Source organism: Croceivirga sp. JEA036 (assembly GCF_011882165.1).
GTDB lineage: Bacteria > Bacteroidota > Bacteroidia > Flavobacteriales > Flavobacteriaceae > Croceivirga.
On sequence record NZ_JAATON010000006.1, the window covers coordinates 24,667 to 47,864 of the forward strand.

A 23,198-nucleotide genomic window follows, 5' to 3' on the forward strand; every position below is an offset into this window, starting at 1 on the left:
TTTCGAATTTATTATAGGGTACAAGATGTGAAACGAACCAGAATACATACCACCAAAAAACTTGAAAAATTAGTCAAGAAACTAATTTCTAACAACCACGATACTGAGGATGGAATCCTAGGTAAATGGAAGGCGACAGTATTTTATGTAAATAGAAAAAAGTGCTGGCTAATTACCAATGCGCTAACTAAATATAATGTTGTTGTGACAGATATAAAGGCATCTGATTTAAAAGATATTGAAACAATTTTTAAGGAGGCGTTTTACGTACAACTGATTTATGATGGAATAATAATTGAATTTGAAAATCTAAACACATTGGTAGGCGAAATTGGCTTTTATTCTACGGATAACGACCGAAGTACGACTGGATTTCAGAATCATAGTCTAGAATCTTTAGAATGGTGGAAATACCAATTCGGCCCTTTAGAAAATATGCCTATCAAAGATTTAACAAACCGATTGAATACAACTGTAATACACATAGGAGAAGGAAAGAAAATGGCTGACTATACTGACCCAATCAGGGAAATGAAAAAAATATTAAACCACATATAATAAAGGCTTACAATGGTACTGTATAATAGAGGTTCTAGTGCATAGCGGAAAGCAAAAGCTATTTTGCTGGTGTGCTGTACGGAGCTAACGCGTTGAAGGTTAAAAAAAGATTTCCTGTCGGGATAAGATTTAGTAGTTTTATACAAAAGCGATATTCCTTATTTTGTGGATGGTATTGTTATGTGCAATATGACTAAATCACAAAATGAATATTTTAATATGTAATCAACACAATACTTTTAGTTACAATATTTGATATGATTACAACTTTATATTTTATTTATTTCGTATTTAGTGCTATTCAAAAAACTAACTAACATCTTTTTTTAATTGTGAGATATTTCCTTTTTTCATTAATAAGCTTAATGTTTCTATCGTGCCAGAAAGAAACCAAAAGACAAGTTTATAACTATAGGCTATTTACCGACGATTCCATTAATGTGTCTTCAAAAGGATTAAAATATGTAAATCACTATACAGGTTTTGAAACTTTTGAAAGTACCCAACTCAATGAGTTTACTAAGTATCAAGATAGTCTGGTCAAAAACTATTTTGACAAACCATCCTATAAAGCTTTTGAAGAAAATATAAATAATCTAACTAAAAGTAACTTCGTTTCATATGGAAAGCATAGACCTCTAAATGATTCCATTGCTTTTGTTACTATTTCAAAAGATTCAACCACTTTTTTAGCCAAATACAATTACAAAACGAACGATGTTATTAATAAAATTGAATTTCCAGAGTTAGAAGGTGCATCCGAAATAAATATTAATTATAATGGAAAAGCGTTATCCTTCTATAATGAAACTGATGAAGGACACAAATTATTTGTCTATTCTTATCCTAAAAAAGAATTATTATTTTCTACCAACGAAGGTGTAAATCCATATTTTTACCTGAGTTCTACTTGGTTTGGAGAAAATAGTATTGCTTACATTGCGTTTCCCTATCAGGATAATGCTACGGATTCTTATATAGCATCGGTTAATCTTGAGAATAAACAGATATCCAAAATTTTTTCTCACAAAGACTACCCTAATGCTAATAATGAAAATTGGCTCATTCCAATAACCTCAAGTAGCTCTTCACCTATCCTGCAGGCTTACGTGGCAAATGCTGGAGATATTTATGAATCTTTTTATATCAATAGGGAAGAATTTACTAAACCAAATCCAAAATGGAATAGACTTGCTGCCATACATGATAGTACTACATATTTTGGTGATGAAAGAAATGGAAAATTCATTTATAGAACATATATCAATAATAAATTAGTCGTTCAACAAGCTGACATTACTGAAAATGGTTTAACCAACAAGGAGACTTTATTCGTTCCTGAAACCGATTCTAACATAGGCGAAATTGCTGTAACTAAAGAAGATATTTACGTTGTAGTTAACGAGGACGGCATTGACTCAAAACTCTATAAAATAACTAATAATGGTAACGAGCTTGTAGACATTGATTATCCAACAGTAAATATTGAGGTATATAATTCCTTTGCCGATATTGATAACCTAGTATTCTATACCACAGATTGGGGAAAAGGAACGGCTTTCTATAATGTCAATGGAAAAGGGGTCCATACCAATTTACTTACAGATCCTTATCCTAAGGAGTATGACAACATAACCTATGAAGTTATATCTGCAAAATCACATGACAATAAGGAAGTACCAGTAACTATAGTAAACAGGAAAGACTTCAAATTAAATCCGGATACAAAAACCATTGTTTATGCGTATGGAGCATATGGTATAAATGCCACCCCCCTTAATAAGGATGCAATACAGAAGTTTATACTAGACGGTAATCAATTTATAATCGCACATGTAAGAGGTGGAGCTGAAAAAGGACAACAATGGTATTTTGATGGTATCCTCGATAAAAAAGAAAATTCCTGGAAAGATGTATTATCCACAGTAAAACACCTAAGAGATTCTAATCTAGTAAACAAAGAACGTGTTGGTTTATTGTTTGGAAGTGCAGGTGGAATCTCTTGTGGAATGGCATTAAACGAGAAACCAGAATGGTTCTCAGCAGCAGCTGGCCTTTCCGCTGGGATGAATCCATTAAGACTAACCAATCACGAGAATTATAGCCAGTCTGACCAAATTTATGATTTTGGTGATGTAGAAACGGAAGAAGGTGTGTCCGCTCTTTATAAAATGGACCCGGTAATTCATTTCAATAGTTTAAAAGAATATCCACCAACCTTACTTATGGTTGGTGAAAAAGATGATTTGGTTCCAAACTCAGCATCCGCTAAATATATAGCTCATTTGCAAACTTCTAATTCAAAAACAACAAATCCTTATTTGTATCTAAAATATAAAGATGAAGGTCACTATCTTCCCAATGATGCTTTCATAAAAGCAATATTTTTTCTAGAAAGCGAACTATAAGTATATTATTTCTTGTGTTTTATCAAAAAAAGATTAATTAAGGCACATGATAAAGCTTACCATGTAGTTTATATCAGCTAGTATATTTATCTAATTTTAGTTTATCTATTTCCTTTTCTGCCATTTTGATATTTAGTCGTTTTAAACAACATAGATTCCCGTAATTTGGCGTTGCGTCGATTAGCTTAAATTAGCCTAATAAAAGATAGAACCAATGAACAAAACCGCTATTCTATATTTTCTTTTTGGTGTTTTAATCGTATCCTGTAACCAAAAAAAATCAACAACCCCAGAAAACAAAACCGAAGCGCTAACGGCTAAAGATTCATTGACGGCAAAATTAGATTCTATTCAAAAGAATGGGGAAATTATAGGATTTGGGGTTGCAATGGTAAATGAGGATGGCGTTGTTTATGAGAAAGGTTTTGGATTTTCTAACATTGAGACCAAAGAAAAATATACAAAAAATACGGTTCAGCACATAGCTTCCGTCTCTAAAACATTGATAGGAATCAGCTTAATGAAAGCTCAAGAATTGGGTAAATTAAAACTTGATGACCCGGTTAACAACTACCTTCCTTTCAAGGTAATTAATCCCTATCGCCCTAAAGAAACCATAACCATTAGACATTTAGCAACCCACACATCTGGAATCAATGATTCTGAAATTTACATGAACACCTCTTGGTACTTAACGGAGAACCAAGACTTGTCTAGTATAAGAACGGATTATCCAGCACAACAGTTAAACCCAAACAGCAGTAAAGTGTCAATGGAGGAATATGTAAGGGGATATTTAAAAGAAAATGGGGCGTACTACAACAAGAACAATTATATAGACTTTAATCCGGGAGAACGATACAATTATTCAAATATTGGGGCAACGCTCTGTGCACTTGTTATTGAAAAAGCAACGGGTAAACCATTTGATGTGTTTACAAAAGAACACATACTAAAACCTTTAGGTATGAATGCTTCGGGTTGGTCGTTAGAAGCTATTGATGTGTCAAAACATTCAAGACTCTATAGGAACGACTATTCTGTATTGCCTTTTTACACCGCAATGACCTATCCAGATGGTATGCTCATATCATCACCAACCGATATGGCGAAATATCTAGCAGAATTGGTCAAAGGATATGCCGGAAAAGGAACACTTTTAAGTAAAGAAAGCTATAGCGAATTATTTACCGAACAACTCCAAGAAGATAATTTTGAGCATAGAAATGCTTCTAATCCTTACAATGGAGATTATAGCCCTGCTTTGTTTATAGGTTACAGTGCCAAAGGCTATGTTGGGCACTCTGGAGGCGATGCAGGTGTTGGTACTTGGATGTATTTTGATACGGACAAAAAAACGGGCAGATACATAGTCATAAATACCGATATGGGAAATGACAATAGGGCAAAGGAATTAGAGTATTATGCCATCTGGGATTTAATGAATGCGTATTTTGACAAATTGAAATAGTGCTTAAGAATAATCAAAAGAGTGGGTGAATACTAGCTACTACACCCTTTTTGATTTGTTTTTTTTGCTGAATCGTGTACGGCAGCTATAAATACGGAAATTTAATGGCTGGATAAAAGCACTTGGCCCCATGGGTAGCTCAATTCCTTTTTTGCGCTACATGCCCAATAAAGAAATACCACTAATGAAATACGTGTTTACAGAAATACGTCATAGGTTAAAAGAAGAACCTTCATTTGTAGCTCTAGAGGGTTACGATGCAATTCTTGTTTTGGCAGAGATTACGAACCAGTTTGGAACAAGTCATGAAGATATTGCAGACTCATGGGCTAAGGTAAGTGTAGAAGGTACCCGTGGAGAAATAACGTTGTCTAAAAGTACAGAATCCATGTTTGCCCAATGGCAAGAAGCTCCGGTACAAGTTGTAGAAAGGGATGAAGAAAACCTAAATAAGTATAAGGTGTTGTATTTTGGTAATCAAGCTAAATCTTGAGTGTACTACCACCAAATTGTGTTGGCTTGGGTTAAGGAATCTAAGAGTTTTTTATTTATGCCCAATTCCTTTCGCATTCGTGCTTGTACTTCTTCTTTAAAATCGGTGTCTGTATGGTAGTTCGATAAAAGATAATCGATATAAATAGTATTGCCGTTTACGGTGTCATTAACTTGATTTATGGAATGTTGCAAAACAGAATCATTAATGTTAGATGCTGTCAATAGTTTAGCAATTTTGTAGTCATTTAAAATCCTATGGGTTTCTGGTATCTGTTCCAAATAATTATAGGCTAATTCAAAGTCTTGTTCTTGCTGCGCTTGTATGTAGTTAGAGTAAGCCTGGTTAGCTTCTAGCCTATATCTGGATGCAGTAGTATGTTTTAGATTTAACAGCAAAACTTCTCTCATAGTTTCACTAAACCATTGGTCTTCTCTAAAATTGAAAAAATCCGTAAGAGTTAGTGTGCCATTTTTAACATCAATACGATACTTCGTAATGTTAAAGGTATTGTCGTTTTTAAGTATTAAATAGGTAGTCTCTGCATAATCTGCTACAATATTCGTGTTAAGATGTAACAATTTGGCATTATGATGTTTAACTAAATTTATGAGGTTTAAATTGGCATTTACAATATTACTTTTTAATTGAGTTTCATAAATGTGATTGTAAACGCCTTTGCCAGTATTATCTAGCTTACCTATCCTGCTTTTAAAAGCACTATGATTCCAATGTTGTTTTATAAAACTATAATTGAAACTATTTAGAGACGTATTCAATTCGCTTACAAACTTGTGAACAGAATCTATGTCTTTGGCAGACATATGTTTCTCTTGTTCTCCGGAGCAGCTAATTATCAAAGGGATTGTGAAGGATAAGATAATTACGATATTCTTCATAAAATTTAAACGCTCTTGAAAGGGCAATTTAAAAATACAATTATTAAAAATTTTAATGCCTTTTGTTCAAGTTAAGTTAGAATAAGCGTACTAAAACAAACTATTCGCGCACAAATTGTGGGGTAGAAATATGCTATTCTAATTCATAGTGCTGAAACTTGTATGGTAGCGTAAAAAGGTTTTTCATTATTTAATTGCAACTTGGTTGCAATTATGCAATCTTTGTTTATTTTTACTACCCAAATAACAATCTAAATACACCAATGAAAAAAATCAGTATTTTATTTATGTCAGTTGCACTTTCTTTGTTAGCAGCTTGTAGCAGTGAAGACGATAGCATTGTAGAGGACGCAGATGCTGACCACGACCACAATCATGAGGAAATAGAAAATGTATCCTTATTGGTTACAGATGTAAATTCTACTACCCTTAATTTTATTAATCCCTTTAGTGAAGAAGTTAAAACCTTTGAGGCTTCACATGCCAAAGGGAGTGTTTATGTTACGGAATCTGGAAGATATGGGGTTATTACGCATAGAAATCACAATTTTACGGAGACTTTTAATTTAGGGGGAGAAATAGACCATGGTGACCACAGTCACGATTTGGGGGAAACTGGCTTAGCTGCCATTAGTTTTGAAAGTGAAAAACCTACCCATTTTAAGTCAGAACAGGGTATAGTAGCGGTATATAATGACGGCGACGCTACCCTTAGTCTGTTTAAAGAAAACACCATTGATAGCGCTACAGAAGTAGAAACCATTACAACAGGTACTACAGCACATCATGGAGCCATGGTTATTTTTAAAAACGGAACCATTGCAGTCACTAATCTTGGAGCAGGAGCTGGCTTGCCAGAAAAAGTACATATCATCAACCAACAAGGAGAGGTGGTTTCCGAAGAAGAACAAAGTTTGAGTACATCAGGAATTCATGGAAGTGCTGGTAATGATGATACAGCAATTTTTGGCTCTAACACAGGTGTCTTGGTTGTAAAGGATGATGGAGAACAAAAGCTAATTAATTATCCAGATACTTTTGAGGAAGATGTCTGGTTTGGCAGTTTGTTGGCTACCAGCGAGTCCAATCTTTTTGTTGGCTATACAGGAAGCAAAGGAGTATATTTTGTTGATATAGATAGTGAACAAATTACGCCAATATTAGAAACGGAAGAGTTATTTAAATGCATGGTGTCTAAAGATGGGGAAAAAGTGGTAGCGGTTACTAAAACTGGAGAATTTAAGATAGTTGCTGTAGCGAGTAACGAAACCTTGTATAACGGAACCTTAGCGGTAGCCATGGATACGGAATCTTCAGGTCACGGTTCGGTAACAAGTGTAATCGATTATTTTGAAGAATTTCTATACATATCTGTACCTTCTTCTAACAAAATTGTTCAATACCACTTAGAAGAAATGGAAGTGGAACAAGAATTTGAGCTCTCCATAACTCCTTATCAGTTTAAGGTTTTGGCTTATGATTTAGAGCATTAAAAGCTAGATAGCTATTGTAAAAAAGACCGGGTAATGCCCGGTTTTTTTGTGGATTCAAGACTACCCATCTTTAGCACTGTTTATGTTACAGGTACTTGGCTACCTCTGTTGTTCAATTGCCTTCATATTTTATTCTTTTAGACTAAAATATCTGGAAGGATGAAAGTACTATTGTCATAAAAGTATTCATGAGTGTTCTTCTCTACATCCTATTTGGTTTTTATTTGCTAAATTAGGTTCTTAAATACGTCGCTAATCATATACAAAAAACATTAGCAGAAATATCCACGCATCGTCCTGAAATAGGTTGACTAAAAAAGTTATCATATTTAGTAATCTATGGAAGAATCAAAAAAAACACCCTGTCGAAAAAAGAAGTATGAAAAAGTGGGTTTTGAACTCAAACTTTTCATCATTAATCAAATTCATAACGGACAGATTTCTATCAATCATGCTGCTCAAAAGTATGATGTATCCAGAAGTTCCATTTTCTATTGGATAAAAAAATACAGTACCTTGGAGCAAATAAATACAGGTATGGCTTAGAAAGACGAAATCAAAAAGCTCAAGGAAAAATAGCGGAACTGGAATTTGTTAAGGACTTTCAGCAAGACGTAATTGCGGATATGGAACTTATTACGGGGGTAGATATGTTGGAGTTGGATGTACGCAAAACCAAAGATGGTCAGTTAATTTTAATGCACGACCAAACTATAGACCGTACCACCAACGGTTCTGGAAAAGTAGAAGACCTTACTTGGGAGTATATACAAACGCTACATTTAAAAGATGGTATTGGCCATACAACAGCGCATAAAATACCCACACTAGAAGAGGCTTTGATGGTGGCCAAAGGAAAGATTTTAGTGAACTTGGATAAGAGTTACAACATCTTTGAAGAATGTTTTGCAATTGCTGAAAAAACAGGAACTACAAGACAAGTAGTTATCAAGGGAGCAATACCGTATAAGCAAGTAAAAAAGGAGTTTGGCCACTATTTGGACAAAGTTTTTTTTATGCCCATTGTTAGAACAAGCAAGCCAGAAGCAGAACAAATGGTAGAAGCGTATCTAAACGAAGAAGTACCTGTAGCTTTTGAATTTACGGTGCCAGACGACTCCGTTTCTTTGGTGGCTAAATTTCCAGAAATACGTAAAAAAGGAGCATCTGTTTGGGTAAACTCTTTATGGCCACAGCATAACAGCGGGCATGACGATGAAAAAGCAAATCTAGACCCTAGGGTGTACGATTGGTTTATTAACAACCATGTAGATATGATACAAACAGACCGCCCCCAATTATTATTACAATATTTAAGAAAAAGAGGATTGCATAATTAGGTAAGTGTAGTTTAATTTTCATTCAGCAGAAACCCAGTAGTTATACTGGGTTTTTTATTTCTTACGAATTAATAAAAAATTAAACCACCCTTTTTTTGAACTTTTATACAATTGCCTTTTTTCTATTTTCATAAAGTTTAAAGTACTGTATAAATTAATTAGTTTAATTTTTTACCTTTAAATAAACTTCAAGGATGCTTTTTGGATACGCAAGAGTAAGTACTGCAGAACAGAATTTAGATTTACAATTAGATGCACTTTTAAAAGAAGGTATAGAACAAAAGAATATCTACACGGATAAGGTTTCTAGTGCTAAAGAAGAAAGAGTAAGTTTATCAAAATTACTCAACTTTGTAAGGGAAGGTGATACCATTATTGTTTGGAAGTTGGACCGCTTGGCCAGAAGTTTAATTCACTTTACAAAATTGATGACGGAATTTGATGAAAAGGGTGTAAAGTTCAAAAGTATCACCGAACCGTTTATAGACACCACCGAGAGGTCTAGTCATTCAGAATTTATAATCAATCTTTTTGCCTCTCTAGCACAACTTGAAAGAGACATTATTATAGAAAGAACAAAAGCTGGGATGGCCTCTGCAAAAAGACGTGGACAAATACTTGGCGCTCCTAAAGGTATAAGTAAAAAGAACCAACAAAAAGCCATACTTTGCGAAGAGTATTTTAAAGATGGGAAGCTTACGGTGACCGAAATTTGTGAGCGTCTGGACATTTCTAGGGCCACCTATTATAAATACCTAAGATATCGGGGTCTTGCAGGGAAGTTAAGGCCTTATAAATCTTAAGTTTCTAGGCTTATTTGGTAAACTATTTCTTTTCAGGTATTCTTTAATTAATGAAACTTTTATAGCCACCTTCATTCTAATTTGATTTCTTAAATTTGATTAATATTGATTCTTCCCCCTATTTAAATTCTAGTACGTATTGCACATGGCAAAAGCAGATATTGATTTTGAAAAAGAGTTATGGGACGCCGCCAATGAACTGCGTGGTGCGGTTTCTGAAAACAACTATAAAAATTACATTTTACCACTTGTCTTTTTAAAACATTTAAGTGAACGTTTTGAAGTAGTTCAAGAAGAACTTACCAATAAATTGAATGAACCTTCTTCTGAATATTATACTACGGATGAAGAGGAAAAGAAATATGTATTATCTGACCCCGATGAATTTCGTTCGCGAAATACTTTTATTATACCGGAAACGGCTTCATGGCAGTATTTTAAGGATAATGCGGAACAGGATAATATCAAAGTTATTATTGATGATGCTTTTGATGTTATACAAGAATTACTATCTGCCTACAACCCGCAGTTAAATAATCTATTGCCTAGAATATTTGTAAAAAGCGAATTATCGGCAAAACAGACTGGCGGTATAATCAATCTATTATCTCACCCTAAGTTCTCTGAAAAGGAAAATCCCGAGAGTGATATTTTAGGCCGTATTTATGAATACTACATTGGTCGTTTTGCCATGGCAGAGGGTTCTGGTGCGGGTCAATTCTTTACTCCTGGTAGTATTGTTCGTTTATTGGTAGAGATTTTAGAGCCCTACAAAGGTAGAATCTTTGACCCTGCCTGTGGTAGTGGAGGTATGTTTGTACAAAGTCTAAAGTTCATAAAAGAACATGGTGGTAATAAAAGCGACATTTCCATCTACGGACAGGAAATGACATCGCAAACATTACGCTTATGTTTAATGAATCTTTTATTACGTGACCTTTCTTTTGATATTAAGTTAGGTAACTCATTGTTAGACGATAAGTTTCCTAACCTTAAGGCAGATTATGTGATTGCTAACCCACCCTTTAATGTGAGTAATTGGCACCCTGAAGACTTATCTGAAAAAGACCCTAGACTTTTTGGTCCCAGGGATGAATTTACGACAGACGGTAGTGCCAACTACATGTGGATGCAAACCTTTTGGAACCACCTTAGTGATACAGGTACCGCAGGTATTGTTATGGCAAACGGAGCCATGACTTCCAACACAAAGGGAGAAAAAAATGTGCGTCAGTATATGGTAGACAATGGTATGATTGATTGTATTGTACGTATGCCAGACAAACTTTTTTTAACTACCGGTATACCTGCCTGTTTGTTTATACTCAGTAAAAACCGGGATGGTAAAGATGGTGAGCACCGCGAGCGGATGAATGAGATTCTGTTTATAGATGCTGCAAGGATGGGTACAATGGCTAGCCGTAAACTACGTGTTTTTGAAGATGCCGATATTGATAGAATTGCGGATACCTACCATAACTGGCGAACTGTTGGCAAAACCTACGAAGATGTTGATGGTTTCTGCAAAGCTGCCACTTTAGAGGACGTACAAAAACAAGATTACAAGCTTACACCTGGTATATATGTAGGCACCGAAGCGGAAGAAGATGATGGTATCCCTTTTGAAGAAAAGATGGAGACGCTCAAAGCTACTTTGTTGGAACAGTTTGAGAAAGGAGAAGCCTTAAAAAAACAAATTCTAGATAATTTTGATAGGTTTTGAAATTCTTTGTTCACTATTTATTAGTGTTCATGAAACGTGAACAGGATAAAAAAATGAACAATATTTAATTAATTATAGATTTTGTTCACTAAATTTGATTGTTCATGTTTCATGAACAACCTAAAAAAATGAACATGGAGATAGATTTTACTCAATTTATGAAGTTCATAGATAACCTCGAATTAGATATTGAGGCAAGATGTATTAAGCCCCCAAAGGCTAATAAGATAGCCGTTTATACCTTAAACGGCGAAAAGGTAAGTGTCTATTTCAAGAATGAAGTAAGACCACATAATGTGCCTGTATTTTTAAATCAGCAAGCGGAACATCCTTTTTTAATCGCTTCCAAATACATAACACCTAAAGCTAAAAAGGGGCTTAAGGAAAATAAAATCAATTACTTAGATAGTTACGGCAATGCTTATATAGAACTACCACAACTTAAAATATATACGGAGCATGGCAATGGGAAGCCTGTAACACCAGATACAACCAAAGTTTTTACACAAGCTGGTGCTCAATTAATATTTCATTTACTAAAGCGCCCAGAGGAAGTAAACGAAACGGTTCGAAGGCTGGCAGATATAAGTAAAATATCCTTAGGTAGTGTAAGTAAAATAATAAATGGTTTAGAAGATGAAGGTTATTTAGTGCCACATGGTGCCCAAAAAAAATATCAATTAATAAATAAGCAAGAACTGTTAGACCGGTGGATACCAGTGGTAAACGAAAAAATACTCCCTAAACAAATAATAGGTAGGTATTCCTTTACAAAAGGCTTAAAAGAAAATTGGAAAACCCAATTTTTGATTCCTAACGTTTTATGGGCTGGCGAACCCGCAGCGCACCTTTTAACCGATTACTTATATCCAGAGAAGTTTACTTTGTTTACCACACTCAATAAACAAGAAATTTTAAAAACCCTAAAAATAGTTCCAGACTCTAACGGGCAACTAACCGTTTATAAACCTTTTTGGGAATACGGACAGGTAATTACTATGGATGGTAAAAATACCGTAGACCCCCTGTTAATCTATGCGCAGCTTACTTACTCAGGTGACCCAAGAAATATAGAAACCGCACAAATTATTTATAATGAGCACATCGCAGCAAAGCTTTAAAGCATATTCTTTTGCACAGCATAGCCAGGTGTACCAAATTTTGGAGGGCGTTTTTGCTGCTCATGGCATTAGATATTACCTCATTGGTGCCAACGCAAGGGATGTAGCATTATACAAAGCGGGTGCTAAGCCTAGTAGGGCAACTGCGGATATTGATTTTGCGGTAATGGTACCGGACCTTGCCAGTTTTGAAGCCCTAAAAACAGAAATAAAGCAGCACGGTTTTGAAGATACCAAGGGGCAAATACCCTACCGTTTGTTTCATACCCAATCAAATACCGTTATAGACCTTTTACCTTTTGGTCAAATTGCACAGGACCATACCGTATCTTTTACAGAGCGGCAAATAGTGCTATCTAGCGTTGGCATGACTGAAGTTGCCACCGCTACTGAAGAATTTAAACATCCAGAAGGTTTTAGTATACCCGTTAGCCCATCTCATGGTTTGGTTATTTTAAAATTCATTGCATGGTCTGAAAAACCGTCTCGTACAAAAGACCTTGGTGATATTGCAGCATTGCTTGAAACTGCCTGGTCACTTTACGAACCAGAACTATATAAAGAAGATTCAGCATATGCAGATTTGTTCGATGCCGAAGATTTTGACACCAGTACTGCAGCTGCCGAAGTAATGGGTAGAAAAATGCAAGAGGTGCTACAATTAAATGAAGCATTGCGAGCTGCAATATTAAATATGCTCGAAACGGAACTGGCAACCGAAACCGGACCTATTGCCATAGCTATGGCCAAGGCCATGGACCAAAATATTGAGTTTGTCCAAAAAATTATTAAAGCAATACATAAAGGAATTACCAAAAACCATACACTCTAAATGCCCAAAACCTGGAAAACATATAAGCTTGGTGATTTGGTCGAAGTTAATTCAAATTCAATTCGAAAAGGAGATTTAGATTGGATACATTATATTGATATTAAATCAGTTGGGTCTGGCTATTATGAAAGCCCAACAAAACTTGATTTCAAGGATGCACCATCGCGAGCAAGAAGATTACTTCTGGAAGGAGATACTGTAATATCTTCTGTAAGACCAAATCTTAAGTCATTCTTTTATGCCAACAACCTTGACGAAAATGCCATCGCATCGACAGGCTTCGCCGTTTTAACACCTAAAAGAATTGAGCCACGTTTTCTCTATTATCTAACTACGAATGACAATTACATAGAATATTTAGTTCAATCTTGTACTGGTAGCGCTTACCCAGCTTTTGGACCAAAAGTAATTACTGATTCTACAGTCACAATCCCATCCATCTCAGAACAAAAAGCCATCGCCGGCATTCTCTCTGCTATAGATGACAAAATAGAGAACAACCTTGCCATGAACAAAACGCTTGAAGACATGGCAATGGCATTGTACAAACATTGGTTTGTAGATTTTGGACCATTTAAAGATGGTAAGTTTATCGACTCTGAATTAGGCTTGATTCCTGAAGGATGGGAGGTAAAGCCAATAGGAGATGTAATAGATACCGTAGGTGGCGGCACTCCTAAAACTAAAACTAAAGAATATTGGGAAGACGGTACAATTAATTGGTATTCACCAACTGATTTAACAAAGAGTAATTCTCTATATTCGAATAAATCGGCTAAAAAAATAACTTCTTTAGGTCTTCAGAAAAGTTCGGCAAGATTATTTCCAAAAGGCTCCTTACTAATGTCTAGTAGAGCTACAATTGGTGCCCTTACTATAAATAGAAAAGAAGCTTGTACTAATCAAGGTTTTATTACTATGATTCCAAATGAAAACGTTTGTGTTTACCAACTTCACGGGTGGGCAGTTGATAATATGAACTTAATTATTTCAAAAGCCAATGGAAGCACTTTTAAAGAGATTAGTAAAACAAATTTTAGAGCACTTCCAATTTTAACTGGCGCTAAAATCAAGGAATATAAATTAGAAGTTTCAAATAGTTATAAAAGAATTGAAAGTAATCTTTTAGAAATTGAAACTCTAACTCAATTAAGAGACACTTTACTCCCCAAACTTATTTCAGGAGAAGTGCGCCTAAAAGAATTTGAGGAGAAATTAACCGCAGCCTTATGAGCCTAAACGAACATACCGCCCAAAATGCTGCCATAGCTTGGTTACAAGATTTAGGCTATACCCATATTACTGGCAATGCCCTAGAACGAGACCTTAAAAAGGTAGTTTTAGAGGAAGAGCTTAAAACCTTTCTAAAAAACACCTACCCCAACGTACCAGAAACCGCACGTAATGAGGCTTTTGCCCAGTTTATCCAACATGAAGGTATGGAGGTCGCCTACCGCAATCAAGATTTTCATAGAAAATTAATCCAAGGTATAGACATTGCTTGGAAAGATGCACAGGGCAATGAAAAGGCAAAGCACCTATATCCTATAGATTACGTCCATCCAGAAAACAATTGTTTCATTGTTTCAGACGAAGTAAAAATTATAGGCAAGAACAGCCGCCGCGCAGACCTCATTATCTTTATCAACGGGTTGCCACTCATTGTTTTTGAGTTTAAAAACCCGTTTGACTCCACCGTAGGGGTAGAAAATGCACATCGGCAAATACAGAATTATGTGTTGGATATTCCACAGTTATTCGATTACAATGCCATTTGTATAGCATCAGACGGTCTAGAGGCGTTACACGGTATGTATTCATCCGCTTTAGAATGGTTCGCCCCATGGAAAAGTTTGGATGGTGACGATACCGAGCAAAAAGCAGAGTTGCAATTAGAAACCCTATTGCAAGGGCTATTCCCCAAAAAAACGCTTTTAGATTATTTACAGCATTTTATCTTTCATGAAGACCATAATGGCAAGATTATAAAAAAAGGAGCCAAGTACCACCAGTATTGGGGTATCCGCCGTGCTGTAGAAAGCAGCCTAAAGAACATAAAACCAAATGGGGATGGGCGTTTAGGGGTTATTTGGCACACCCAAGGTTCTGGTAAGAGTATCAGTATGGCAATTTTAACAGGCATTCTACGCCAGCGACCAGAATTAAAGAATCCCACTATTGTTATACAGGTAGACCGTTCTGATTTGGACCAACAGCTCTATGACAATTTTATACTTGCCAAAGATTTAGTAGGTGATGTGCAGCATGCCGAAAGTACAGATGATTTAAGAAGGTTATTAAGTACAGATGGCGGAGGCGTTATTTTCACAACCATTGAGAAATTCAGGTTAAAAGATTTAGAAAGCGGTAAAGAAGTGCAACACCCCATTTTGAGTGAACGTTCTAACATAATTGTTATGGCAGATGAAGCGCACCGTACCCAATATGGTTTTGAGAGTGGCGGTTTTGCACAGAACATTCGCCGAGCATTACCAAATGCTTCCTTTATTGGTTTTACCGGTACACCCGTAGATGGCAAAGATGCCGATACGGAACAGGTTTTTGGTACCACCATACACACGTACGATATTAAACAAGCGGTAGAAGATGGTGCCACGGTACCAATCTACTATGAACCAAAAATGGTACCGCTAAATATCAAAGCAAAATACACCCAAGAACTAGAAGAAGTTGAAGAACAAGCAGAAGATACTACTGTTGGCGTTTGGGCAGCCGTGGAAGATGCAGCAGGTGCCGAAGACCGTGTAAAGACGGTGGCTAAGGATATTTTAGAACATTTTATAGCACGTACGGCAACTTTAGATGGCAAAGCTATGGTGGTTTGTATGAGTCGCCGTAATTGCGTTAAAATGTACGATGCTTTGACAGCTTTAGAAGATTGCCCTGAAATTGCGGTAATTATGACCAGCAACCCTGGTAAAGACCCTAAAGAATGGAACGCCCATATGCGGACCAAAGATGCTATGGAGGCGGTAAAGTCAAGATTTAAGGATCCTGAAGACCCGCTGAAGATGGTAATTGTAAGAGATATGTGGCTCACAGGATTTGATGCTCCTTGTGCCCATACCATGTATGTGGATAAGATTATGAAAGGTCATAATTTAATGCAAGCCATTGCCCGTGTCAACCGGGTTTTTGAAGGGAAACCAAATGGACTGGTAGTTGATTTTATTGGGATATCTGGCTTTTTGGCAGAAGCCACAAAAAAATATACCGGTAGTGGTGGAGCAGGAAAACCCACTATAGATTTAGATGCAGCAGTAGAGTTATGTTTGGAACAACTGAGCATAGTCAAATCGCTATTAGGTGGTTTTGAATTGGATGACATTAATGACATGCCGGAAACAGAGAAAATGAAATGGACCACCAGCGTCTTAAATGGGTTATTAAAAGATGATGCTACAACAGAGGGCTACCTAAAAGAAGAAAGAAAATTAAGCGAACTAATGGCAATGACCAATTCAGATGAAAGGATTTGGGAGATTCAAGAAGAGGTAGCTATTATTCAAAAGTTCAGGGAACAAATACGAAAGATAAAATATCCGCCAGGAGCACAACGTACCAAAAACGACCGTATCAAAGACCTTATCAGCAAATCATTGGAATCGCAAGCCATTGTAGACCTAGCGGCAATGTACAATTTAGATAAGATTGATATTTCAATCGTAGATGATTCTTTCCAAGCCATTGTAAAAGACAAGGGCGGAGAAAATATTAAGATAGAATTATTACGCCGTATCATTAATGATGAGTTGAAAGTACGAACGAGCAAAAACATCAAAAAAGGTAGAAAGCTCAAGGAGGAGCTAGAGAAAGTATTGGGCAAATATCATAAGAACAGTTTAGATTCCATCGCCGCCATAAAGCATTTGCTAGATATTGCTAATGAGATGAAAGAAGACGATAAGCGAACAAAAGAACTAGGGCTTACCGAAGACGAACTCGCTTTCTACGATTTGCTTTCAGAAAATGCGGCCATTCTTAATCAGGCTGGGCCAATACAGGATTTGGTACATACTGTAGTGGCATCCGTAAAGAAAAATTTGCAATTAGACTGGACCAAGAAAGAAGATGCTAAAGCCGCCATACGTTTAGCAGTCAAAAAAGAACTTAGAGGAAAAGTACCCTTTTCAGAATTGGATAAGCTCTTAAAAGAAGTTATAGAACAAGCGGAAGGGCAGTATGCGGAATGGCCTTTGTTGGGGTAGTACTGGATTTGCAAAATATTTTATCGTTGTTTTAACTCACGAAAGCCATATATATGGAGAATTACAAAATTGAGAACTATACCAATCCTTGGGGTCTTTACAACAATATTTCTAAAAGACTCAAATTAGGACATTTAGTTTATGATTTATTACTCAAAAGTATCAGACTTGTAGATCATGAATTATTAGGAGAAATTCTTAAATCAGAACTTGTTGAGCCAGAAAAGAAGTCAAATTTTAGAATACCGGTTTTGACTGAAGAATGGCTTTTAAAAGTTTTTGATTTTGAAGATAAATTTAATGCTCCTAACAATATGACCGTTTTTACTTCTAAGAGAAACGGTCTTAAGATTCATAAAACCAGGAACGGATTTTTCATTGCAATTACTGTCAGGGAAAATTATTCGATTATGGGTATGACTGGAAGTCATGTTTCAAAGCCCATGATTTTGACTGTAAATGAACTACTAGATTATGTTTTTTTATTAAAAAGAGATGATGTATCCTTTAACGAAAGGGATATTGATAAAATTAATAGAATTATCTCTCTTCATTAAGAGAATATCATTGGAACCTTTCCATTTTATACAAATGCTAATTCATAAATCGTAAGTTAAAGGAAAGTTCAAAAAAGGATTTTTTGCCCGTCTAAGATTTAGTAGTTTTATACAAAAGAGATATCCGTTATTACTGGTATCCAGAAATAATAGTACATATCCGTTATGTGACAGATATTCAATTGTTATATGCAACCTAAAAAAAGAACTATAATTAGAAAATGGGCACAATAAAGGATATGCTAAAAAAATTGGAAAGGTTTCAACAAGACGTTGAAAATATATCCAAAATATCAATCCCAATTACCCCTGACAAAAATGGAATGATTGATAGGCAATGTCCCAAAAGTGAATGTGAATCTCTTTTTAAAATACACAAAGAAGATTGGTTAAACATTGTAAGAGATGAAGAGGTTTTTTGTCCTTTTTGCAAGAATAACTCAGAGGCTAAAAGCTATTTAACTATTGAACAAAACAATGAAGTAATTGGCGATTTAAAAAAATCAATAAAAGAACTTTGGGATTATGGCTACTCAACAACTGGAAAAAATATTTCCATAAAACCAAGACCCGAATTTGAATTAAACATAAAATGTGAAAAATGTAATTGCAGATACTCAGTAGTTGGCTCTGCCTATTTTTGTCCATCTTGTGGGGATAATAATATTGAAGTTAATGCTAGAAAAGCTATTGAAAAAATAATATCAAATGCTAATAACATAGCAATAATCCAAGAAACTCTGGAGACGAGCTTGAATAAAGATGAAGCAACAATTATAACCAAGTCTATTGTTGAAAAATCCATATCAGAAATAGTAGGTACTCTCCAAAATTATAGTGAGTCAATCTACAACTCATTATCGGAAAAAAATGCTCCATTTAATGCATTTCAGAATGTTGAAAAAAGCAATAAACTATGGGTTTCGTTGCTTGGACAGGGTTACAAGGATTGGTTAACACAATCTGAAATAAAGCATCTCCATTTTTACACACAAAAAAGACATTTGTTAGAACACAAAGGTGGAATTGTAGACTCAAAGTATATCGAAAAAACTGGAGACAACAAATATCAAGTGGGAGAACGCATCATAATTAAACCTTCTGACTCAATTCGTTTAGGAGAAATTACTATTAAACTTTTAAATCAAATATCAGAGCTAAAAAAAGGCAGCATATAACAAAACCTATAAACAATACGGGTTTTGGGCTTTAATTCAAGGTTTTTATATTTTTATAACGTCCGCAAAATCTTTTGGATTTTGCTCTGGATAAGAAAAAATATATCAAAACAAAAAGATTTCGCTATGTGCATGGCGGAAAGCAAACGCTAGTTTGCTCCCGTACTGTTCATAGCTAAACCGTTGAAAGTTTAAAAAAAGGATGAAAAATCCAGTAAATTAGAGCATACCAAAACCAATAAAAAGGCTTGTTTCAACAGATGTTTGAATAGTCTCACAAATAAAATATTTTAAAAAGTAATATAATAAGTAGTAAAATATGTAGTTTTAGACATAACAGTACACACCACGCTACCCTTAAGAACAGCGTCCCAGGGTGTGTCTTTTGCTTTATTGCCCTTTTTGTTTTTAGTAATACAATACTACAATAAAGATGTTCAGCAAAAAGGCACTTACCATAATAGAGCAAATTGAGCAGCTTCAACAAAGAGGCTTGCATATTCCTAACCCTCAACTTGCTGGAAAATATCTATCCAATGTCAGTTATTATCGTTTAGGCGAGTATTGGTATGTGATTATATAGTAATTACGCTATGGGTGATTCCTTCCTACCCAATTTGCCGTAACACAACCTTCCAAAAGAGTTGGAATTAACAACCATTATTAGTCCCATAAACCGTCAATTAATGAAACTACTAATAAGAACGGGAAATGGAACTGGTGATTGATTCTTGTTCAGAATCCTTAGGTAGTTTCGTAAAACGGCCGTTTTTTGAAACTCAAGTTTTTTATTTGAAAATATAGACAACCACAAGAAGGGTTAATGAGCTACTTAAAAACGTATTCCATAAAAAGCATAATCAAATCCTTAAGTCGATTAGACCAATTTGAAGGAATTACTCAAAAATAAAGTTTGATTTAAAATCGGTATCCAAACCCTAGCATAAATCCATTGTATTTTAAATCTGGGTCGCTTATGGCTTCCTCATCAAAATCTACATCCTCATTGATTCTATTTGTAAGAGCAATCGCATATCTGGCTTCAATATATACTTTCTCAGAAAAATTGTATCCCAATCCTGCTCCCAAGTCAATACCAAGCTCTTTGTTTACGTTGAAAGGGTCATCTAAAACAAAGGTCATTTGAGGGCCTGCTCCGAAATAGACTTGCTCGTTCAAATTATAGTTCAAAAATATGGGTACATGCAAAAAACCCACATCACTATAATTTGCGTATAGAACCTTTGGAGCAAGCGATAAACTTTCTGAAAGATTAAAGTCCAATGAAGCTCCTAGAAAGAATCCTGATTGTGTGTCTCCAACAAAAACATTGGAATTAATGTCTAGCAGGGCATAACCCAAATGTACTCCAAACTTTGGCGAACTATCTTTATCCTGTGCGAAATTTTGATTTGAAAATATACAAATGAATATCGCGTAGTACCAATATTTTCTCATTTTTGGCTATTTAAATTTAGTTGCAAGGGCCGTCACAAGGCGTTGCCGATTCAAAGTCACTTATTATAAAAGTATACTCGGCTCGGTTATCTGAATCAGCTCTAAAAGTCAATATATTTCTCGGATTATCGCAATTGTTGTTAAGGTCGCTATTCACACAGGAATAAAGCGTTCTTCGTTCGTTCCCGAATATCACCTCGACATTATTTGTTCCAAAAAAAGTTTGAAATGAAAAATTGGCATTTCTGGTACTTATCTCCATCAACTCGGAAAAAGCATCGTTATTTTCAATCATCAGCGAAGACCTTTCATTATTCGGAAATTGCTCACCCACAGGTGGGTTTGGATTCAAGACAATATCAACGCCTGATTCGTTAATTATTACAAAATCGATAAATTCCTCATTGTAATCAGGGCCACAGGAACTGAGTAAAGCAATAATTGTTATTAGTTGGAACCCCAATGATTTCTTAATTCCCATAATCTGTTTTCAGTTGGATTGTTCAACTTTTGCAATTCCCTCACAACTCCAGAAAAATCGGTTCTTTTGAATACCGCGTCCTCAATTTGACGAAAAGTATATCCTTCAACCAAATCGTTGGGAAGGGCGTTGTCTTCCAATCTTTGTCGTTGATTAAAATCATCCCACAAATCTATAAAAAAAGAAGTGTAAACATTTTCTTCAGCGCGAGTAAACCCTTGTCTAAAACCGTTTATTTCATAGTTAGCATTACCAGTAAGATTTTGGTAATATCTATTTGTCAAAACAGTCTCGATAAATTCTGCATAACTTTCCCTGTGGCGTTTTGTAGCTAAAGGAAAGTTTACGACTGAATTCGCAGCGTGGGTTGAATGTGCGATTTCATGTGTTGTTGTGGCAAACACATCCCTTGAAGGTGCTCCATATTCTTTTATAGTTATTGTTGGCCATATACCAGAGGTAAGATAGGGAAGGTAAAACTCGTTGGTTCCATCACAACAGGTTTCCCTAGCTCTGATTTTGGTCTGTCTATTGGTGAAATTCTTCGGCGGACGGCGTAATCCCACTATGTTTCCATAGTAATAATTGTGGGCGGCCTTGTGGATTTCACCTCTGTATTTTTCTCTACCGCTACTAATACTATGGTTCCATTCCTTTTTATAGTATTTGGGTCCTTTGTCTTCCGCCTGAAATAAACCACCATTATCACGAATGCTATACTGATAACGTTCCCATTGTATCAAGTATCGTACTTTGGCTCTTACACTGCTAAATCTGTATCTACCGTTATTATCGGTTATTGCATTACCTAGGGTCCACGTGTCTCTAACCAAAATTTGCGCTCCCACTAGTGGGACATAGCTCCCCCTTATCACTCTGGTTTCTTCATCACATCGCCATTCGCTTCTATAGGTTGGGCAAGGGCCACCAGTACCACAAGTGGAATAATCAGGTACTTGAACGGTTCGGCAATTTGTTCTTATTGTTGTGGTTGTTTGACCGACTTCATCATCCCAAATTTGAATCCTTCCACTAGGATTCCATTTTCCTCTAAGATTAATGCCCAAAAAGCAGGTTTCACAGCTCTCACCTTTTTTATCTTTAGGAGCTTCAGGAAGTAAATCTTCATTATTTGTTGCCGCATAGGCCTCTTCCAATAAATGATTCATAAAATCAATTTCGTCATTTATCTTTCCTCTGGCCGTCTTACCTTCCCCTTCAGCATTGTCATATTTGGGGTCTTTTTCTGGAATGTACATTTCCTGAAGAATCTCGTAAGGTATTTTCTTCGGCATTTTTTTGTCAATCGGAACGCTTGTCCAATACGAAGGTATTTCTTCCTCATTTCTCTTCACATTTTTTCTATAATCTTCAGGGTTTTCGTACTCAAGAGGATAATCAACTACCGTAAACCTTTTTTTCTCCTTTAGTCTGTGCTCCTGGTTTCTGTTCTTGGGGTCGAAACGAATATAGAGATAATTTGGTTCGATTTCCATTGTATCCCCCTTAGAAGATAACCTAAATCCCTTTCCAACCTTAAAATCCTCATTTTCAAGTTTTTCCAAAACCTTTATATATGCTTTGCGCATATTCGAAATCTCATAGGGATTTTCTAGAATATTGCCTGTTAATGTGATTTGTTCTTCATCCGCCGATCTTTCTTCTGGTTTGTTAAGATAGTCGTCATCTTTAGCACAACTTTGAACAAGGAGAACTGAAACAGCAAGGGCAAAAAATCTTAATTTTAAAAGGAAATTTTCCATGGTTATTGGTTTAGTTGTTAGTGAAGCTTATGTAGATAAATGTAATAAATCATCTCTTTAGAAAAGAAAATACGTGTTAAATAACTGTAAAGTTTTAATAAATATTTAAGATATTAATTTTCATAGTGTCTTAAAACGAACCTTTTTCGGCACTATTTGATTTCTGCTTTTATTGATGTCTTATATTGAAAGTTCAAATAAAGGAGTTTCTTTCAATTCTCACTTATTACGGATTGACCCTCACTAATAGATATCGGATGATGAACCCTAACTTTATTCGCTATATTTCAAATGAGGAAAGGTGAAAATAGCACGAAAAAACTACACACAATAAAGAACTGAGGTAATCAAAAGTTCAAAAAAAGGATATTAACCCGAAACTTATGGTTAC

At 35.6% G+C, this 23,198-nt stretch carries 19 protein-coding genes; 15 read left to right on the top strand and 4 right to left on the bottom strand.

Going from position 1 to position 23,198, the window contains the following annotated elements:
* The first annotated feature begins 27 nt into the window (after nucleotides 1-27).
* From HCO57_RS14365 to HCO57_RS14380, 4 genes are all read left to right on the top strand, one after another.
* Complete coding sequence (locus HCO57_RS14365) at nucleotides 28-558, top strand: DUF6933 domain-containing protein (RefSeq protein WP_167989600.1); 531 nt, start codon at nucleotides 28-30, stop codon at nucleotides 556-558.
* Between the two features lie 365 nt (nucleotides 559-923).
* Nucleotides 924-2,966 (top strand): prolyl oligopeptidase family serine peptidase, encoded by a 2,043-nt coding sequence (locus HCO57_RS14370; RefSeq protein ID WP_167989601.1) that lies wholly within the window; start codon nucleotides 924-926, stop codon nucleotides 2,964-2,966.
* Nucleotides 2,967-3,180: 214 nt separating this feature from the next.
* Nucleotides 3,181-4,437, top strand: a complete 1,257-nt coding sequence (locus HCO57_RS14375; protein ID WP_167989602.1) for a serine hydrolase domain-containing protein — start codon at nucleotides 3,181-3,183, stop codon at nucleotides 4,435-4,437.
* 184 nt (nucleotides 4,438-4,621) lie between these two features.
* Nucleotides 4,622-4,930, top strand: coding sequence for a hypothetical protein (locus HCO57_RS14380; RefSeq protein ID WP_167989603.1), 309 nt, complete (start codon nucleotides 4,622-4,624; stop codon nucleotides 4,928-4,930).
* A gap of 5 nt (nucleotides 4,931-4,935) precedes the next feature.
* Here HCO57_RS14380 and HCO57_RS14385 read toward each other — a convergent pair whose 3' ends face one another.
* Complete coding sequence (locus tag HCO57_RS14385; protein ID WP_167989604.1) at nucleotides 4,936-5,829, bottom strand: hypothetical protein; 894 nt, start codon at nucleotides 5,827-5,829, stop codon at nucleotides 4,936-4,938.
* Nucleotides 5,830-6,092: 263 nt separating this feature from the next.
* On the opposite strand from HCO57_RS14385, the gene HCO57_RS14390 reads away from it, so the two are divergent.
* The 11 genes from HCO57_RS14390 to HCO57_RS14440 all read left to right on the top strand — a co-directional run bounded on the left by HCO57_RS14390 (nucleotide 6,093) and on the right by HCO57_RS14440 (nucleotide 19,105).
* On the top strand, nucleotides 6,093-7,322 hold the full coding sequence (locus HCO57_RS14390; protein WP_167989605.1) for a hypothetical protein: 1,230 nt from the start codon (nucleotides 6,093-6,095) through the stop codon (nucleotides 7,320-7,322).
* 339 nt (nucleotides 7,323-7,661) lie between these two features.
* Complete coding sequence (locus tag HCO57_RS16695; RefSeq protein ID WP_167989583.1) at nucleotides 7,662-7,868, top strand: helix-turn-helix domain-containing protein; 207 nt, start codon at nucleotides 7,662-7,664, stop codon at nucleotides 7,866-7,868.
* A complete protein-coding gene (locus HCO57_RS14400; protein WP_245167608.1) occupies nucleotides 7,817-8,662 on the top strand; it encodes a glycerophosphodiester phosphodiesterase family protein in 846 nt (281 codons plus the stop codon). Before HCO57_RS16695 ends, HCO57_RS14400 begins: the two co-directional genes overlap by 52 nt.
* Before the next feature lie 194 nt (nucleotides 8,663-8,856).
* Nucleotides 8,857-9,465 (top strand): recombinase family protein, encoded by a 609-nt coding sequence (locus HCO57_RS14405; protein WP_167989606.1) that lies wholly within the window; start codon nucleotides 8,857-8,859, stop codon nucleotides 9,463-9,465.
* Nucleotides 9,466-9,610: 145 nt separating this feature from the next.
* Nucleotides 9,611-11,188 (top strand): type I restriction-modification system subunit M, encoded by a 1,578-nt coding sequence (locus HCO57_RS14410; protein WP_167989607.1) that lies wholly within the window; start codon nucleotides 9,611-9,613, stop codon nucleotides 11,186-11,188.
* Nucleotides 11,189-11,292: 104 nt separating this feature from the next.
* A complete protein-coding gene (locus HCO57_RS14415; RefSeq protein WP_167989608.1) occupies nucleotides 11,293-12,309 on the top strand; it encodes a type IV toxin-antitoxin system AbiEi family antitoxin in 1,017 nt (338 codons plus the stop codon).
* Nucleotides 12,284-13,141 (top strand): nucleotidyl transferase AbiEii/AbiGii toxin family protein, encoded by an 858-nt coding sequence (locus HCO57_RS14420; RefSeq protein ID WP_167989609.1) that lies wholly within the window; start codon nucleotides 12,284-12,286, stop codon nucleotides 13,139-13,141. Before HCO57_RS14415 ends, HCO57_RS14420 begins: the two co-directional genes overlap by 26 nt.
* A complete protein-coding gene (locus HCO57_RS14425; protein WP_167989610.1) occupies nucleotides 13,142-14,374 on the top strand; it encodes a restriction endonuclease subunit S in 1,233 nt (410 codons plus the stop codon).
* Entirely contained in the window at nucleotides 14,371-17,370 is a 3,000-nt protein-coding gene (locus HCO57_RS14430; protein WP_167989611.1) for a type I restriction endonuclease subunit R, read from the top strand. The genes HCO57_RS14425 and HCO57_RS14430 overlap by 4 nt, the downstream gene beginning before the upstream one ends.
* A 53-nt stretch (nucleotides 17,371-17,423) precedes the next feature.
* Entirely contained in the window at nucleotides 17,424-17,927 is a 504-nt protein-coding gene (locus HCO57_RS14435) for a hypothetical protein (protein WP_167989612.1), read from the top strand.
* A 221-nt stretch (nucleotides 17,928-18,148) separates the two neighbouring features.
* Complete coding sequence (locus HCO57_RS14440; RefSeq protein WP_167989613.1) at nucleotides 18,149-19,105, top strand: hypothetical protein; 957 nt, start codon at nucleotides 18,149-18,151, stop codon at nucleotides 19,103-19,105.
* Nucleotides 19,106-20,023: 918 nt separating this feature from the next.
* On the opposite strand, the gene HCO57_RS14445 is transcribed toward HCO57_RS14440, so the two are convergent.
* From HCO57_RS14445 to HCO57_RS14455, 3 genes are read right to left on the bottom strand one after another with little or no spacing between them, the layout of a single operon-like run.
* Complete coding sequence (locus HCO57_RS14445) at nucleotides 20,024-20,563, bottom strand: outer membrane beta-barrel protein (protein WP_167989614.1); 540 nt, start codon at nucleotides 20,561-20,563, stop codon at nucleotides 20,024-20,026.
* 16 nt (nucleotides 20,564-20,579) lie between these two features.
* Nucleotides 20,580-21,044 (bottom strand): hypothetical protein, encoded by a 465-nt coding sequence (locus HCO57_RS14450; RefSeq protein WP_167989615.1) that lies wholly within the window; start codon nucleotides 21,042-21,044, stop codon nucleotides 20,580-20,582.
* Complete coding sequence (locus HCO57_RS14455; protein WP_167989616.1) at nucleotides 21,011-22,807, bottom strand: carboxypeptidase regulatory-like domain-containing protein; 1,797 nt, start codon at nucleotides 22,805-22,807, stop codon at nucleotides 21,011-21,013. Before HCO57_RS14455 ends, HCO57_RS14450 begins: the two co-directional genes overlap by 34 nt.
* Between the last annotated feature and the right edge of the window lie 391 nt (nucleotides 22,808-23,198).

Excerpts from the sequence above, each read along its gene's own strand:
- HCO57_RS14370 (WP_167989601.1), top strand. The coding sequence starts at position 924 with ATGTTTCTATCGTGCCAGAAAGAAACCAAAAGACAAGTTTATAACTAT.
- HCO57_RS14375 (WP_167989602.1), top strand. The coding sequence starts at position 3,181 with ATGAACAAAACCGCTATTCTATATTTTCTTTTTGGTGTTTTAATCGTA.
- HCO57_RS14380 (WP_167989603.1), top strand. The coding sequence starts at position 4,622 with ATGAAATACGTGTTTACAGAAATACGTCATAGGTTAAAAGAAGAACCT.
- HCO57_RS14385 (WP_167989604.1), bottom strand. The coding sequence starts at position 5,829 with ATGAAGAATATCGTAATTATCTTATCCTTCACAATCCCTTTGATAATT.
- HCO57_RS14390 (WP_167989605.1), top strand. The coding sequence starts at position 6,093 with ATGAAAAAAATCAGTATTTTATTTATGTCAGTTGCACTTTCTTTGTTA.
- HCO57_RS16695 (WP_167989583.1), top strand. The coding sequence starts at position 7,662 with ATGGAAGAATCAAAAAAAACACCCTGTCGAAAAAAGAAGTATGAAAAA.
- HCO57_RS14405 (WP_167989606.1), top strand. The coding sequence starts at position 8,857 with ATGCTTTTTGGATACGCAAGAGTAAGTACTGCAGAACAGAATTTAGAT.
- HCO57_RS14410 (WP_167989607.1), top strand. The coding sequence starts at position 9,611 with ATGGCAAAAGCAGATATTGATTTTGAAAAAGAGTTATGGGACGCCGCC.
- HCO57_RS14415 (WP_167989608.1), top strand. The coding sequence starts at position 11,293 with ATGTTTCATGAACAACCTAAAAAAATGAACATGGAGATAGATTTTACT.
- HCO57_RS14420 (WP_167989609.1), top strand. The coding sequence starts at position 12,284 with ATGAGCACATCGCAGCAAAGCTTTAAAGCATATTCTTTTGCACAGCAT.
- HCO57_RS14425 (WP_167989610.1), top strand. The coding sequence starts at position 13,142 with ATGCCCAAAACCTGGAAAACATATAAGCTTGGTGATTTGGTCGAAGTT.
- HCO57_RS14430 (WP_167989611.1), top strand. The coding sequence starts at position 14,371 with ATGAGCCTAAACGAACATACCGCCCAAAATGCTGCCATAGCTTGGTTA.
- HCO57_RS14435 (WP_167989612.1), top strand. The coding sequence starts at position 17,424 with ATGGAGAATTACAAAATTGAGAACTATACCAATCCTTGGGGTCTTTAC.
- HCO57_RS14440 (WP_167989613.1), top strand. The coding sequence starts at position 18,149 with ATGGGCACAATAAAGGATATGCTAAAAAAATTGGAAAGGTTTCAACAA.
- HCO57_RS14445 (WP_167989614.1), bottom strand. The coding sequence starts at position 20,563 with ATGAGAAAATATTGGTACTACGCGATATTCATTTGTATATTTTCAAAT.
- HCO57_RS14450 (WP_167989615.1), bottom strand. The coding sequence starts at position 21,044 with ATGGGAATTAAGAAATCATTGGGGTTCCAACTAATAACAATTATTGCT.
- HCO57_RS14455 (WP_167989616.1), bottom strand. The coding sequence starts at position 22,807 with ATGGAAAATTTCCTTTTAAAATTAAGATTTTTTGCCCTTGCTGTTTCA.